Origin of the sequence: Plebeiibacterium sediminum, assembly GCF_026013605.1 — a bacterium.
Lineage (GTDB): Bacteria > Bacteroidota > Bacteroidia > Bacteroidales > Marinilabiliaceae > Saccharicrinis > Saccharicrinis sediminus.
The window spans coordinates 13356-29211 of record NZ_JAPDPJ010000030.1 but is presented as its reverse complement, the minus strand read 5'-3'; the positions used below and the strand labels follow the sequence as shown (position 1 = coordinate 29211).

The following is a 15856-nucleotide window of genomic DNA, read 5'->3' as shown; positions in this document are numbered from 1 at the left end:
ATATATATTTATTTCATTTGATATTCCTTTAATTGATCTATCAATTCAGGAAAAACAATTAAGTTTGATTTGATAGATTCTAAGTCGAGGTTCTCTACATCATCAAGAAGTTGTAATGCCCACTTTTGTAATGTATTTACATTAAAACGATTAGCAAAACTTTCAATATTTTTAGCAAATTCTTCAATTTTAAATAATACTAATGAGCCTTTTATCTCTTTCCAAAGTGGAACAAACTTTTCTTCAAGCTCTTTGATTATTATTGGAAGATTATTTAATGTTGTATCAGACAACTCTAATTTTTCATCTACAACAACTGTTCGCTCCATAACCTTTTCAACTTCGTACTCCTCATACTCTAGATATTTAGTGAGTAATTTAATTAAGTCAGACTTTCTTACAGGCTTAAATAATTTATCATCAAATATTTTATAATTCTCATTTTCTTCCGATCCAAAAACGGAGGCGGTGTATGCTACTACAGGAATATTATTTAATGAGGGATTTGACTTAATTTTTTGCGTTACCTGATAACCATCCATTCCAGGCATTCTTAAATCCATTAAAATTAAATCTGGTTTATTATATTTTAAAATTTCAAGAGCAATTTCTCCGTTATCGGCAGAATTAACCTTTAACCCCAATTCAATAAGATAATTTTCAATTGTATCAATATTTACAATAACATCATCTACTACTAAAATTGTACCTGTATTAAAGTGAATATTATTATCATACTCAGAAGCATCATCATTTAAATGTATAATTTTATCAGTAATTTTAACCTCAGGAATAGTTACTGCAAAAGTAGATCCTTGTTGAATTTTACTTTTAAGGGAAATTGTGCCTCCCATTTTTTCTATTAGTCTTTTTGATATTGCCAAACCAAGACCTGCTCCCTCATATTTTCGATTTAATTGTCCTGATTGCTGTTGAAAAGCTTCAAAAATCATTTGCTGCTGATTTAGAGGAATACCGATTCCTGTATCAACAATTTTTAGGGTTAAAACTCCCTTATCATTAGAAGTCTGCTTAAACCCAATTTTCACCTGAATATAACCTTTATGAGTAAATTTTAATGCATTTCCAACTAGGTTAAACAATACTTGTTTCACTCTAATTTCATCCAATAATATCGCTTTAGGAAAATTGGGAGATATTGAAACACGCACATCAATACCTTTTTTATGTGCTTTATCCAGAAATAACAACTTTATTTCCTCAACAATATAAATTAAATCCATAGGCTGAGGAGAAACAACTAATTTACCAGCATCAATTTTTGACAAGTCAAGTATATCATTTAGCAGTGATAAAAGTAAATTTCCACTACTTAAGACTGATTTTAGCATTTTTTTATGTTGTGAATTTTCAACTTTTAAATATAGTGCCTCACTAAATCCTAATATAGCATTCATTGGTGTCCGGATTTCGTGACTCATATTTGCCAAAAATTCACTTTTTGCTTGATTTGCTTGATTAGCCTTATCTCTTTCAGCTTTTAATTCACTTTCATATTTTTTTCTTTGTGATATATCTCCTGCTATTGTGATTACCTCATTATTATTCATCTTCGCCAAACGAGCTTCATAAAAAACAGTTTCTGACTGTATAGTATCTGAATATTCAATTCTAGTAAAACCACTTTTAATACAAGATCTAATAGCACTTAACATTTGTGATGCTGTTTCCTTAGGAAATACTTCAGATATGTTTTTATTAACAAAATCTTTATTAAAAGAATATTCAGTTGAACTTCCTTTATAATTAAGAATCTGACCATTCTTACTAAAATGAAATAATTTATCCGGAATTGATTCTAAAATAGCTCTATTAATAGCTTCACTTTCCTTTAATGATTGTTCTGATATTTTTCGTTCATAAGCATTTGCAATAATTCCGCTTATCGTTCTTAATAATTCAAGTTCTGACTTATTCCATTTCTTTATTCGTAAACACTCATCAAAACCAATAAAACCGAAGAATTTACCTTGAACAAACAAAGGATAAACGATTATAGACTTAATGTTTTGAGGTTCTAGAATATCAATCAAATCCTGTGGTAATTCTTTTATATTCTCAGAATAAACCCTGCCTTCGTTTATTAGCATTGGTTTCCATGAGGGTATATAATCATATGGAATTTCCTGAAGTTCACTTATTTGACTTTCCACATTAATATTGCACCACTCATATGTATTTGAGGTTAAAGTTCCATCTTGTGCATCTTCAAATATATATACTCTACTAACACCTATATGATGCCCAATTTTCTCTAAAATAGAATTAATTATATTTTTAAATGAAGTTAAAGCATTTAGCTCAAGGGCAATATCTGAAAGCAGCTCTTGCTGCAGATAATTTTGATGCAAAGCCAATTCATTTTGCTTCCTTTTGTGAATATTTACTAATGTTCCAACCATTTTTACTGGTGCTCCATCTGAATCATATTCAGTTATTTTACCCGTATCCTGAACCCAAATATATTCCTTCTTCTTATTTCGAATTCTATATTCCACTTGATATATACCAATTTCACCATTTAAGTGTTTACTTAAAGTATTTGTTACTTTATCCAGATCATTCTTATGTATTCGTTTTTCATGCTTTGATATAGTTGATTCTGAAGCTTTTTGTGATTCACCTAATATTGCTCTCCATCTTGCACTATAATTTATATTACCAGAATTAATATCCCATTGCCACAAACCAGCTTCATTTCCTAATAACGTTAACTCTAACTGTTCTGCGTATTGATGTAATTGCATTTCATATTCTTTGCGCTTGGATATATCAACCATAATATATCTAATTCCAACATTTTTAGAGTTTTCTGTGATATGATTAGAATATACAATTACTGGAAAAATGGTTCCATCTTTTTTTAAAGCCTTATAATCTCGGGGTGTAATGGCACTATTAATCAACGCTTTGTTAAAGTAATCTTTCGCTTTATCTTTATATTCAGGATCTATATAATCAAAAATGGTTAATCCTCTATCCAAATCAGACTTTGTATAACCCATTTTTTCAAGTGCATACTTATTAGCAAATATAATTCGCCCCTTAGTATCTGTTTCACATACCATCTCTGGCAACAATTCGCCTAACTCTCTATACTTTCGCTCACTAAGTTTAAGCTTCTCATTATTATAACAAGCTAAACATGAGCTGGCTAACTTTTTATTAATATCTACTAATGAATTAATAATTCCGTCTTCAAACTTACTACTTCGAAATAATATAACTAATCCATAACCAGGTAGATCAAAGAGATAATAATTTTGCTCATTCATTAATTTTCCTTGTACAGATGTAGTATTACCAACTTGTAACATAACATTTGATAATATACCATTCAACTCAGGAATATCTTTATCCAGATCTAATGAATATGGCAATTTATACTTTAAATCAAGACTAGACCTTTTATTAAAGTCATTGAATGAAAATAATAAAACTGCAGTACAGTTTAATTTACTTAAATAAGTTAACAATGCCTGTTTTAACATTTTATTTAAATCTAAACTATTTCCTATTGACATTGCGATTTCATAAAAAACCTGAAGTATTTCATTATTATTTTTCATAGGCAAGCTATAACTATAGTTTTATTATAAAAATCCATATACTCTTTTCCATTGTTTGCTATTTCTCCTATACTTAGTACGCCAAATAATGGAACAGATTTTATATTTGTTTTTATAGAGTTAAGTTCTTTAATAAATTCTTTCTCTAAAAATAAAGACCTGCTTATACAATCTACAATAAATGTAAATTCTATAACATTTTGATCAATCCCATACAGAGCTTTTTTTATAGCTTGATCTGCCGCATCCAGCAACATTTGGCAATCCCCATGCAATATATTAACATAAATACCTGTTTTTATTACTCCTACACATTCTATAATTCCATTAGTAACTTTTATCGGGTCTCTTACTATACATTCTGAATCAAATTTTGTAATACCAAATGGATATGATTTGGCAATCTCAAAAAAATTATCTTCGGTTATATATTTATTACTGTGCTTGCTTATTTCTTCTTGATATACATTAAATGCATTTTTATAGTCTAATTCTATTAATTGATTTAAATTAGATTTACTAACTTTGAATGGCCCGGCAACTTTACCCCATCCATGTTTTACTCCAATTCCAGAATGTTTATCTAAACCTATAATTAATCCACAATTTTTTTTAACTCCATCATTTGTATAAATACATGGTTTAGGAATAAAATCTAAAGAACCTGCTCCTCCACCAATATAATTATATTTAAGCCCAAATTGAATAAAGATTTGCTGTATAAAAAGGTCTACTCCTCTAGATAATGAATCTACAAAAACAAAAAGGGTTTTCATCTCTGAAAACTTAGAAATGGACTTTGATATTGTATTCTCAATAAGATCTTCATCTTCTATATCATCGCAATAAATAATTTCCGGATTATACTCCAAACCTACAATAACGCTACCTGTTTCGTAACTTTTATTTTCATATATAATACCAGGAAAATGACCTCCAAAGATTGGTTTTGAATAGCTTTTTAAAAGTTTATTCAGTTGTTTCTCATCGTAGTTATTGTTAGCACCACTTAAAACAAGAACACTGTTAATACCTTTATTATTTTCTAAATTGATTAATTCTGCTTTAAGATCTGATATTTTTGATGAGTTAATATATTTGAGTGAAATCATAGAGTTTGGTATTTTATATGATTAAATTAACGATTAAGTTTTACATTTAAAATTAATCAGGAAAATAATTTGGTTTTATATTGATTCTTTTTCCCACTCCTTCATTAAAAAAATAAATGACATGCTCATGTATATAATTATTCCATTGGGCATTTGGCCTAACGCCCCACTACCGTAAGATGCTGCCATTATACCAAACATACCAGAAAGCAAAGCCATTGCTTTGCCTTTATAATCTTCATTTTTTGATATAAACATGATATAATAACTAGAATAGGCTAGGATAAAGAACAATATAAACAGATGTAATGTTAATCCAATAATTCCTTGTTCAGCCCATATCTGCACATACCAGCTATCTGTTGGTGTTTCCGCTAAAAAAGTACCTGGGGAAAAGCGTAATCCCCAATTTCCTGCTGAACCTAATCCTCCTCCAAATGGTTTGTCTGCTAAATAGTGCTTCAATTTTTGTTGATTATCGAACCTAACCTGAAGCGATGGGTTATTGGGATCCAGTCCTGTTCTAAATCTTCTTATTTCGTATACACTATTTCCAATAGTCGTAAATTTCAAAAAGCCATATATAGCAAAAATAAAGATAAAGCCGCCAATAACAATTTTAAATTTTTTACTTAGTATACTATACAAACCCATTCCTGCAAAAGGGACTGCGATTGCTCCTCTTGTTCCTGAAATTAACATTCCTATAAACGCAGCTAGTGACGTAATAAGCCAAAAATACCGTTTCCTACCTTTTGTGTGTAAAAATAAAATACCAAATGTAACACCTGAAAATCCCATAGATCCACCATATGTAGCTGCATCTGTAAAAAAAGAAAAAATTCTTAACCCACCAGGAAGCAGATGGGTTTTTCCTCCAACTGTTGCTAACCAATGATTCTCCCATGGATCAGGGCCAATAACTTGTTGCATTAAACCTTTAGCGACACCTGCTAATGTAAACCAGGCCCACCATTTTAACATTTTATCTAAGTCCTCTTTTTTATTAAATGCAACAAATACTAATGGTATCATTAACAACATATACAAACTAACTCCCCGCATTGCATAAAACCATGCAGCACGACTCACAACCTGAGGATTAATTAGCTGAAATAAAGCATATCCATACCATATTAAAGCAACTAAAGTGAGTAAATTTTTTGCCTTTATCCATTTTACCTTATGATTAAATTGCCTAAAAATAACAGATAACCATGTCAACACCAATAATCCATCAACTGATAATCCTAATGGACCGGGTAAATATCTCGCAATTCCCATTGCAAAATAATTTGCAATAAAAATTAATACGATACCATTTTTGGGATTATATAAAACCCATATAATCACTATTAATACAAAAGGTATAATAAGTATTAAAAATGCTAAAGGAATTTGTTGCTTTGCAAACAAAAAAATGGCAGAACCAACTATTACAGAAAGAAAAACAATTATTGTAACCTGGGTTATATCTAGTGAATTATTTCTTCTTTTATTTTCTTCCATTGGCCAAGTTGCAATAGCTGTTTTAATATATTCTTAGATCTTTTAATATTTATTCCATATTCCACTGATAAAACTTGATTTATATAAACCCAACCTAATATTACACCAAAAATTGTAAAAAATAAAGTAGCAAAAGCAACTAATTCAAGAGATTTAAATAGATATATAGCAATAAAATCAAATATTAAGTTTAAACATAGCATAAACATTATCTTAAGAAAATTAAGTTTTGCTTTATCCAAGGCAAACAATGCAACGCCAGTGAATCTATCTAGTGGTAAAAACAAAATATAAACACTTATAATGTACAAAATATTTTTTTGAACTTGTATATCTTGTACGTAGTTATCCCCACCTAAAATCGATAAAAAAAGATCTGGAAATAGTATGAAAACAATAACTATAGGTATAAATAATAAGGTTGTAATAACTATATAAGTTTGTAGATGTGCATAAAACTTATGTATTTGATTTTTGATAAGCTTTGATAACGTAGGAAATGCTGTAGTTGCAAAACTTCTTAAAACAACTTCTATCATTTCAACAAATTTAAAAGGTATAGCGTATATAGCTACATACTCAGCTCCCATAAATGGAGCTAATCCTAAAAGTATTGCATCAGAGCTTTTGAGTAAATTGCTACTTATATAACTTAAAGTAGAATATTTTCCAAAATTTAATATCTGTTTTCGAGTTTTTGGAGTTCCTGAAAAAAAATGAAATAGCCCATCCCACTTCTTTATTATTACAATCAAGCTTGTAATTGCATTTGCAAATATATAGACATAAACTAATACTTCCAATTCAAATTTTTCATTAAAGAACAAATACAACAATAAAAGAATTAAGATTGCCATTGAATTTATAGCCTTAATTACCGCAAGCCTCAAAAACAAGCACTTTCCTTGAGCTATGATAGTTGACTGATTAAAAGGTATATTACTGAATGCAAGAATAGGATAAAATAAAAAAACATAACTATATGTTGTATTCAATCCCATTGTTATCATAACGAAATATATCAATAGGAAAACAGAACTAATTAAAAATGAAGAAACAAGACTTAATTGGTATGAGGCACCTATTGAATTATACCTATCATTCTTTTGTCCAACAGAGATCATTCGAATTGTAGCAGTGCCGGTTAAACCAAGGCGCAACATATCCATTAACGTAGCTACAGTAATAAAAATTACCCAATTACCAAACACTAATTTGTCGGTAAACCTAACTACTACCAGAAAAGTAATAAAACCCAGAGCAGCTTGTATTCCATTGCCTAATAATGAGTGAATATTACTTGAGATATTTTTATTTTGGGTCCACCGGCTTATCATGATACATATTTTTTAAAGAATCTATTTTTAATAAATCGCCTAATTAAGGAACGTTTTTTTTGAATTTCACCAACCATATCCACCATATTATCAGGAATCGCTTGATTTAAAATTGCAATAACAGAGTTATTACTTATTGCAATAAACTTATCCTTCATATAGTTATCTGTTGCAGACCAGGTTCTATTTGCATTAATGATCATTAAATTTAATTCTGAACTGATTACTAGATCATTATTTATAAAGTAATCTTTATCTGACAATGGGGGCATTTCTACAATTACAATATCATATTGTTGTATATTATTAATTATCTGGTAATAATTACTATTCATTAGATTTTTACCTGGAAGATTTAACCAATTACCATTTTCTTTGTGCGGTTTAACATTTAAAAGTAAGACTTTTATATCTAATTTTTCAAGTATTTTGTACAAACTATTAATCATATATGTTTTACCTTCATTACTAAAATGACTAAATACGTTTACTATTATTGGAATATTTTTATTATTTGAAAAATGTTGCTGTAAAAGTTCATCGACCACTGATTTTAATCCCTTTTCTGTTAAGTCATCAAAATTAATCTTATCACTTTCTAATTTTAAGGGTAAAACACCTATAACGCTTTTATACCCTAAATTTTGTAATCGTTTAGGTGTCTTTATTGTTCTATCTAATAATTCAAAAACAAAAAAGCCTAACAAAGTAAGTATCAAAGTAAATATTCCAATTACAACAACCATTAGTTTCCTTTTGGTAGGCTCTGGGTCTATTGGAAAAAATGGTTTATCCAAAACTTTCATATTTGCCATTAACTCCTCATTTTGCTGCTTTAGCCTTGCAAGCCCCAAATGATGTAAAATTTCTAAATATGACTTTTCATTTACATCAATCTCTCTCTCTATCCGTTTTAATGTAGCACCCAATGGCGCAAATTGATTATATAACTTTTTGAATTCTTCACTTTTCACCTCCATTGATTGCAATCTCGCCTTCGCACTTTCATAATCAATAACCGTTGAAAGCCAATCGTTTAATAAAGTCTCTATTGCAATACCATCACTATGCTTTTCATAAATATATAGTGAGTCAAGTTTTTGTTCAAGTATTTGTTTAAGCTTTAATTGTTCTGCTATATAATTTAATTTTAATTCATCTTTTTCGGCTTCATCAATGGTTAAAAAGTCCAAAGAAGCGAGATTCTTATTTATCTTAACTAGGGATTCTCGAAGATTAATAATCTCTCTATTCTTCAAATTAATATTATATCTGGATTGAGTTTGTTCCTCAAGTTTTAATAATATTGCTTCTGCAGCTTGATATTCTAAAAGAATATCATGAAGTTTTATTTCGATTTTTTCTTGTTGAGACGAAATATGTTTTGTTTGTTCGTAGTAATTAATAATTTTATTCTCTTTATTAAAATTCAAGAGCCTGTCTTCAGCATCTGCCAATTTTTTCGAAGCTGTTTTTAATTGTTTTTCAAAATATGCAATGACCGCACTAGCTTGATTAACTTTCAAGTCACTATATGTATTAAGAAATACTTCAATAACTATATTAAGTGTATGATATGCAACACCGGCATCATTTGATGTGTATGTTAATTCTATAATATCACTTCCGGATACCTGAGTTGTTTTAATCGAAGAAATAGCTTTGAAACTATAATGAGGGTGGTTGAAGTTTAATAATTCGTACAAAAAGTTAGTTTTATCCTGGTTCAAATATTTTATTAAATTCTCATATGTTTTTTGTTCATTATTCTTAACCACCAATTGTTTTATATCGTCGGGTATAGTTTTTACAAACTCATCATAATTATCTTTTGATAAAATTGCAGGATCTGGTTTTGTAAGCTGCAAGTGCTTAGCCAATAACCTTAAAGATGTCTCTTCTTGTACGTTTCTTGAATTTAGTATAGTTATTAAATTATTGTATGCTGTTTTTGAAGCAAAAAAATCAATTCTGCTATTCTCAAGATTACTTAATGAGGATCCGGAAGTTATTGCAGTAAATAATGTAGCTTTTGTATTAAATTCACTTTTCTCATTTATTGTAGCAAAAAACATTAAAACAGAAGCAATAATTGGTAATATTATTAACCATTTTGCCTGTTTTAATATAATATGAATTACACTATAAATATTCATAATTATTTGTGTTTATTACTGAGACTTACACCCGTCGCTTTTTCAAGTTTTAAGTATTGGGCTAAAAAATTATTTTTTGCCTTTAAATAATCATTCCTTGCTTTACCTACTGTAGAAGAGAGTATAGCAAAATCATTTATATCTGTTTTTCCACTAAACAAATCCTTCTTGGCTTTTTCATAACTAATTTCAAGTGTCTGATATATTTCAAAATGATTATGCATACTTTCATTTAAAAACTGCGTTTCATAATAAAGATCTATGATAAAATATTTAAGTTGTTGTATAGCTTCATCTTTTTCATAAATAGACTTTTGTATTTCTAGTTTCTTTTTTGAAACTTCTTTGGATCTTCCTGTTATTGCTGAGAGCGGTAATTTTAATGACACTCCTGAATAATATGTTGTCTGTTCACTAGAGCTCAAAGACCCTGAATTTAAAACTACATCAGTCCTGTTTTCCTGCATAACAATTCTATCATATTTTCCATAATTTGCAGCCCCTTCAACAAAAAGATATTTTGCCCAACTTCCTCTTTCTAGATCAAGTTCTTCATGCTTTATATCTGTTTGAGTAAGCTTATCTTTTACTAAAGCAGAATTTTCTATTGCATTACTTATGACAAACTCTAAAGAAGGTAGCTGCACTACGGTAGAATCTTCTATACCTTGGCCATACATAACATTATTAAGGCTTAATATAAGACACAGATTAACTACAAAAAAAAATCGCATATTACAAGAATTTGAAATTGTAATTTAATTTAGCTAACAGACACATGAAATCTATACATTTTCGTGCTGAAGCATTGCTGGAATTGTTTTAAAAATAATAACAAGATCGGTCCACAAATTATAGTTATTGGCATAGGTTACATCTAACATTTTTCTTTCTTCTGCACTCATGGTTGTATTTTTTGCCCTAGCAGTTACTTGCCACAATCCTGTTAAACCAGCAGGAGCCAAATATCTTTTAATCCATGGATCTTTTGTGAGTTTTTCAGCCTCATATAATGGCAATGGTCTATTGCCCACAATGGACATATCACCTTTTAATACATTAATAAACTGAGGTAGTTCATCTATACTTGTATTCCTTATAAAACGGCCAACTTTAGTAATTCTAGGATCATTATTGAGTTTAAAAAATGCTTTTTGCTCTAATACCTTTTTTCTATCTAAAAACTCTTCTTCATTAACTTCTCCATTATCATCATAAAGAATTGTAGAATTAATTTTCGCTGGCGAAACCATTTTTTCTGATGGTTCTTGACCATTGTATTGATTCTGTTTCAATAAGTCCTGTACTCTTTTATCTGCATCCTGATACATTGATCTGAATTTATAAAAGTTGAACACTTTATAACCAGCTCCAACTCTTTTTGATGCATAAAAGATCGGACCTTTTGATTCTATACGTATTAATACAGCTATTAGAATAAATAAAGGCGTAAGCAAAATCAAATTAATTCCTGCAAAGCAAATATCAAAAATCCTTTTCCATAGCGGTATCTTAAATTCATCAACCTCATTATTATGTAATTCAATAATAGGATGATCTATTAAAAATTTTAATCTTCTTTCTATATTCTGTAAAGATGTTGTATCTTCAAATACTTCATGCGCTCCTTGCTGCAAGTAAATCAATAAGTTATCTTTTTCTCCAATAACAACAAAAATAATATCGACATCAACTAACTTTCTTTTAACCTCTTGTATTTGAAATATTTGCTGAGACTTATTACCCCATACTTGTAAGACTACTACATCTGTATTATATGATAAATTTAATTTTGTTGAAAATGTAAATTCTTGATTTACATCAAAAAGAACACTCTTTTTGAAATTTTCAAAGATATTTTTATCCGGACCGTAATATTGTAAATTTATAGCCATTGGTTTGAGTTTTTAATGGTAAAAAGACAATTAATTAATAAACCTCTGAATCCTTAATTTTAATTCTTCTGGATTAAAAGGCTTTTCAATATAATCAGCAACACCGGAATTAAATAATTCAACCTTTTTGTTACTTTCATTAATACTGGAAAGAATAATTACAGGGATATGCTTATATATATCACTAGAATTAATTTGTTGTGCCAGTTCTAATCCATTAACAACAGGCATCATTAAATCACTTATAACTAAATCTGGGAAATAACCATTTTGTAAAACTCCCATAGCTTCCAATCCATTAGAAGCTGTTTTTATTTCATATTCTGAATTTAAAATGATCTGAAGAATTGTCCTAAACTCCCCCTTGTCATCGACTAATAAGATTTTCTTTTTCATAAGATGATATTTTTATTTTTTGTAAATTTTTGAAGAATTTATATAAAAGTCATACGGAATATACCAATCCATATAGTTATAACCTCTGCTATTTGCCCATGGATTAAACTGAATATAGGCTTCTGTAATATCTTCTTTTTCATATGGATATTCAAAACTAACAGGTAAATTTATGGCCCAAGGCAAATAGTAATCAGATACGTAGTAGGCTCCTAAAGAAACATTTGAATCATCATCGCCTGTTCCTAATAGATTTAGATCTGCTAAATCTGTAGGCTTTTTATTGGGCAAATGTACTTCAACACTGCGATCCCGATTTATTATCATAAAAGGATTATATGGAGGAGTACCCAATTCTGTAAATGAAACAGGACTATTAAAACTAATATTTACAACCTGAGTATCCGGAACTACATAAGGTGTTTCTGGTGATGTATTCACGCCAATTCCTACTCCTGGATAAGATAAATTATTAAACGCATCATCAAAAATTATAACCGTAGCATTAGTTTGATTGCTTTCGGAGCCATTACTATTGTTATTAACAAAACCCTGCGTCAATCGCTGTCCTGTAACAGAATTAACATTATTGGTAGGAATATTAAATTGTATTCCAAAACCATTATGATAAGAAGCTCCAATTGCTTTAACTACTATTTTTGTCTCAATTCCAGATATCTCATTATTCGAATTAGTAAGTTGATTAAAATTATAATCAATAACCAAGTCATTGAAGTCATAATCACCTTTGTAAGGCCAGAGATCTTCATAAATTAATGTTCCATAAATATTTTCGCCTGGATAATGATTTTTGAATGCCTTTGTATCATCAAACGGAAACTCATCAAAAGTATCTGTTACTCCATCTCCATCACTATCTATTGGTGTATCTATTGGTTGATAAAATGATGTATTAACTGCAGTAAATGGGGTTATTGTAGTATAAAAAACTGCATCATTAAAATCCTCATCACTCGCTTGATCTCTTCTAATATCTTCAAAACCCATTAATAATAGTTCCCGAGTCTCATCAAATAAAAGAACATTGTGTTTTTTCAATTCATATTGAGCTTCTGCATTAAAAGCAATATCTGAATAATGGGTATATGCACCATTGCCTATTTGTCCGTTCCAACCTTGAGCAACAATAAACCAACCAATAGATGTATTAGCAGGAAATATTTTAGAATACTCTTGTGTTTCTGGATCCAAATAAAATAATTGAACTTTATTGCCAGATGACAAACCTCCTCCAGATCCTGAATAAGAAACATTAGGAAAGATTATAGTTTTATCTCTAATATCATTTGCGCTAGAAGGAGCATCCCCTACTGGATATGTATAATATCCTAAACTATTTCTCCATCCTGCCCCTTCGTGCACAAATGTAACCCAAACCTCACAATCTTTACTAACTATTAAATTGGCATCATTAGAATTATCTAAATATTGTGGATGCGATACATCTAATTTTATATTCTCTGGTAATGAAGCATTAATTTCATCCAAAAAACTATTATCAATATTATCATTAACAACCTCTAAATAATTTGGAACACCATTATTATCCCAATCTCCTAAAATATAATAACCATTTACTATTGAAACTTGATCTGGTACAGTAGCTTTAAGGGATGAGTTTTTAAGAGACTTTAATTCAGACCCGCCAATGGTGATATTTAATTCTTCAGAAGTAATTTTCCGAGATGTTAACCGTGGAATACCTATATAATTACTTAAGATGTATATACTATCATATTGAGGAGAATAATTAAATAAACTCTCTAAGATACCTTCATCGTTAGTAACCCCTTTTAAAATTTTAAATTTATTTGCTTCTTCAATCAGTAACCCATCACTAGTTAATGGATCTTTTGTAAACACTTCAAAAGGAGCTCCAGTAATTGGTTCATTATTATTATTTAAAACTATTAATGTGAGCTTTATTGTATTTATATTTGAAAAGTCGAATCCTGAATAATCAGGTGTTTCATCTCTCTTAGCTTCCACATCTTCAAATTCCTTTTTTAAACATCCTTGAATGATGATCGACATAAGTAAAACAAAAAGTAGTTTTAAAATGAAAGTTTTCATACTCTTATATTTTTAGAATTTACATTCATTTATCAACTCGAATGCCAAACACACCAAATATCTAAATACCAATCATTTAACTTAATGCAAAAATACTATCTTCTGACTAGAACTTCGAAAATGAATAGGCTATTATGCGTTTTTAAAGACCTATAAAAATTACATCAAGAATAACATGTTATGAGGGAATTATACAAATATACGTTGTGTTTTTTTTCTTTAAATTGCTTTAAAGCGCTAGACAACACCAATAGGTATTAAATATGATAATAAACAGAGGGTAATAGAATACTTATTTAATATGGTCTTTAATAAATAAGTAGTACGACTTTGGAAAATAAAAAACTATTGAGAATTAGTTTTATTAATTTTCGTTTGGTAAAGCAATATCATATTTCTGGATTCTTCGATATAGCGCATTCCATTCTAAATTTAATAAGCGAGCTGCTTCGGCTTTATTATAATTTACCTGACCAAGAGCTTTTATTATGGTTTGTTTTTCCAACTCTTTTAAATCAAACAAATCGTTGGCATCATCCAAATTAAGATGAGTTTGTGCAGATAAATTAGCTGTCAAATAAAAATGTTCCTTTTTTAAAACCTTATCATTACACATAATTATGGCTCTTTCAACCATGTTCCTGAGCTCTCTTATATTTCCTGGAAATGTATAGTTTTGTAATAAAGAAATCACAGCTGAATCAATAGATTCAATTTGCTTACCCATCTTGGGAGCAATAATTTTTACAAAGTAATCTACTAAAATTGCAATATCTGAAACCCGATCTCTTAATGGAGGTATTTGAATAACAAAAGTTCCTATTCGATGAAACAAATCCAACCGAAACACTTTACCTCCAGTTAATTCCCCTACTGTTTTATTCGTAGCTGAAATAATTCTTATGTCAAATGGCATTTCATCTTGTGTTCCGAGTTTGGTATATTTCCGATCTTCTAATACCCGTAATAATTTTACTTGTAAACTCATGGGCATTTCTCCAATTTCATCTAAAAATAAAGTTCCTTTATTAATTGATTCAAACCATCCTGATTTATCTGAAATTGCTCCTGTAAAACTACCTTTTTTATGTCCAAAAAACTCGCTTTCAAAAAGCGTATCTGGTATTGCTGACATGTTAACAGCCCCAAATAAAGAATCATTTCGTTGACTTAGCATATGAATACCTCTTGCAACTAACTCTTTGCCTGTTCCACTTTCTCCAATCAATAAAACTGATGTATCAGGTGTTGAAGCCACCATTTCCATTTGATTTTTTACCTGTTGAATTAACGGGCTTTCTCCTATAATTTTACAACCAACTTCCTGATCTACAGTTTTTTTTAAAACATCATTCTTTTTCACTTCTGTATTGAGCTGACTCTGAAGTTTTGCATATTTGGTAGTACGTTCTATAGATAACCAAATTTCTGCAGAAGTAAAAGGTTTCTTACAATAATCTGCAGCTCCTTTGCGCAAGGCTCCTATTACAGTGTTCATCTCCGAAGATGAACTAATCATAATCACTTCAATACCTATATATTCTTTTTTTATTCTTTCTAAAACTTGTAAACCATCCATCTCTGGCAGTTTAAAATCTGTAATAACTAAATCGATTTGCTCATTCTCCAAAATTCTAAAAGCTGTTGAGGGAGACTCAACTACATAAACTTCTGCCTTATCTTTTAAATATGATCGGGTTAGATTTCGAATTATAGGATCATCATCTATAACTAATACACTTAAAGGTTTTAGGTTTGCTGACATAA

Annotated in this window: 10 protein-coding genes; all 10 read right to left on the bottom strand. The window is 29.5% G+C overall.

The features are described 5' to 3' along the window. Nucleotides 1-8 precede the first annotated feature (8 nt). Nucleotides 9-3590: a PAS domain S-box protein gene (locus tag OM075_RS13400; protein WP_301191035.1), complete on the bottom strand. Its 3582-nt coding sequence runs from the start codon at nucleotides 3588-3590 to the stop codon at nucleotides 9-11. Beyond that, nucleotides 3587-4702 (bottom strand): FIST signal transduction protein, encoded by a 1116-nt coding sequence (locus OM075_RS13395; RefSeq protein ID WP_301191034.1) that lies wholly within the window; start codon nucleotides 4700-4702, stop codon nucleotides 3587-3589. Before OM075_RS13395 ends, OM075_RS13400 begins: the two co-directional genes overlap by 4 nt. A gap of 75 nt (nucleotides 4703-4777) precedes the next feature. Then, complete coding sequence (locus tag OM075_RS13390; RefSeq protein WP_301191033.1) at nucleotides 4778-6211, bottom strand: O-antigen ligase family protein; 1434 nt, start codon at nucleotides 6209-6211, stop codon at nucleotides 4778-4780. Next, nucleotides 6178-7548, bottom strand: a complete 1371-nt coding sequence (locus OM075_RS13385; RefSeq protein ID WP_301191032.1) for an oligosaccharide flippase family protein — start codon at nucleotides 7546-7548, stop codon at nucleotides 6178-6180. The genes OM075_RS13390 and OM075_RS13385 overlap by 34 nt, the downstream gene beginning before the upstream one ends. Beyond that, entirely contained in the window at nucleotides 7545-9704 is a 2160-nt protein-coding gene (locus OM075_RS13380) for a GumC family protein (protein ID WP_301191031.1), read from the bottom strand. The genes OM075_RS13385 and OM075_RS13380 overlap by 4 nt, the downstream gene beginning before the upstream one ends. 2 nt (nucleotides 9705-9706) lie before the next feature. Continuing rightward, entirely contained in the window at nucleotides 9707-10438 is a 732-nt protein-coding gene (locus OM075_RS13375) for a TolC family protein (RefSeq protein WP_301191030.1), read from the bottom strand. Between the two features lie 51 nt (nucleotides 10439-10489). Next, nucleotides 10490-11599 carry a sugar transferase gene (locus OM075_RS13370; RefSeq protein ID WP_301191029.1) on the bottom strand — a complete coding sequence of 370 codons (1110 nt, stop codon included), beginning with the start codon at nucleotides 11597-11599 and terminating at the stop codon, nucleotides 10490-10492. 30 nt (nucleotides 11600-11629) lie between these two features. After that, a complete protein-coding gene (locus tag OM075_RS13365; protein WP_301191028.1) occupies nucleotides 11630-11995 on the bottom strand; it encodes a response regulator in 366 nt (121 codons plus the stop codon). A gap of 12 nt (nucleotides 11996-12007) precedes the next feature. Beyond that, on the bottom strand, nucleotides 12008-14089 hold the full coding sequence (locus tag OM075_RS13360) for an LruC domain-containing protein (protein ID WP_301191027.1): 2082 nt from the start codon (nucleotides 14087-14089) through the stop codon (nucleotides 12008-12010). A gap of 364 nt (nucleotides 14090-14453) precedes the next feature. Next, a complete protein-coding gene (locus OM075_RS13355; protein ID WP_301191026.1) occupies nucleotides 14454-15854 on the bottom strand; it encodes a sigma-54-dependent transcriptional regulator in 1401 nt (466 codons plus the stop codon). Nucleotides 15855-15856: the final 2 nt, after the last annotated feature.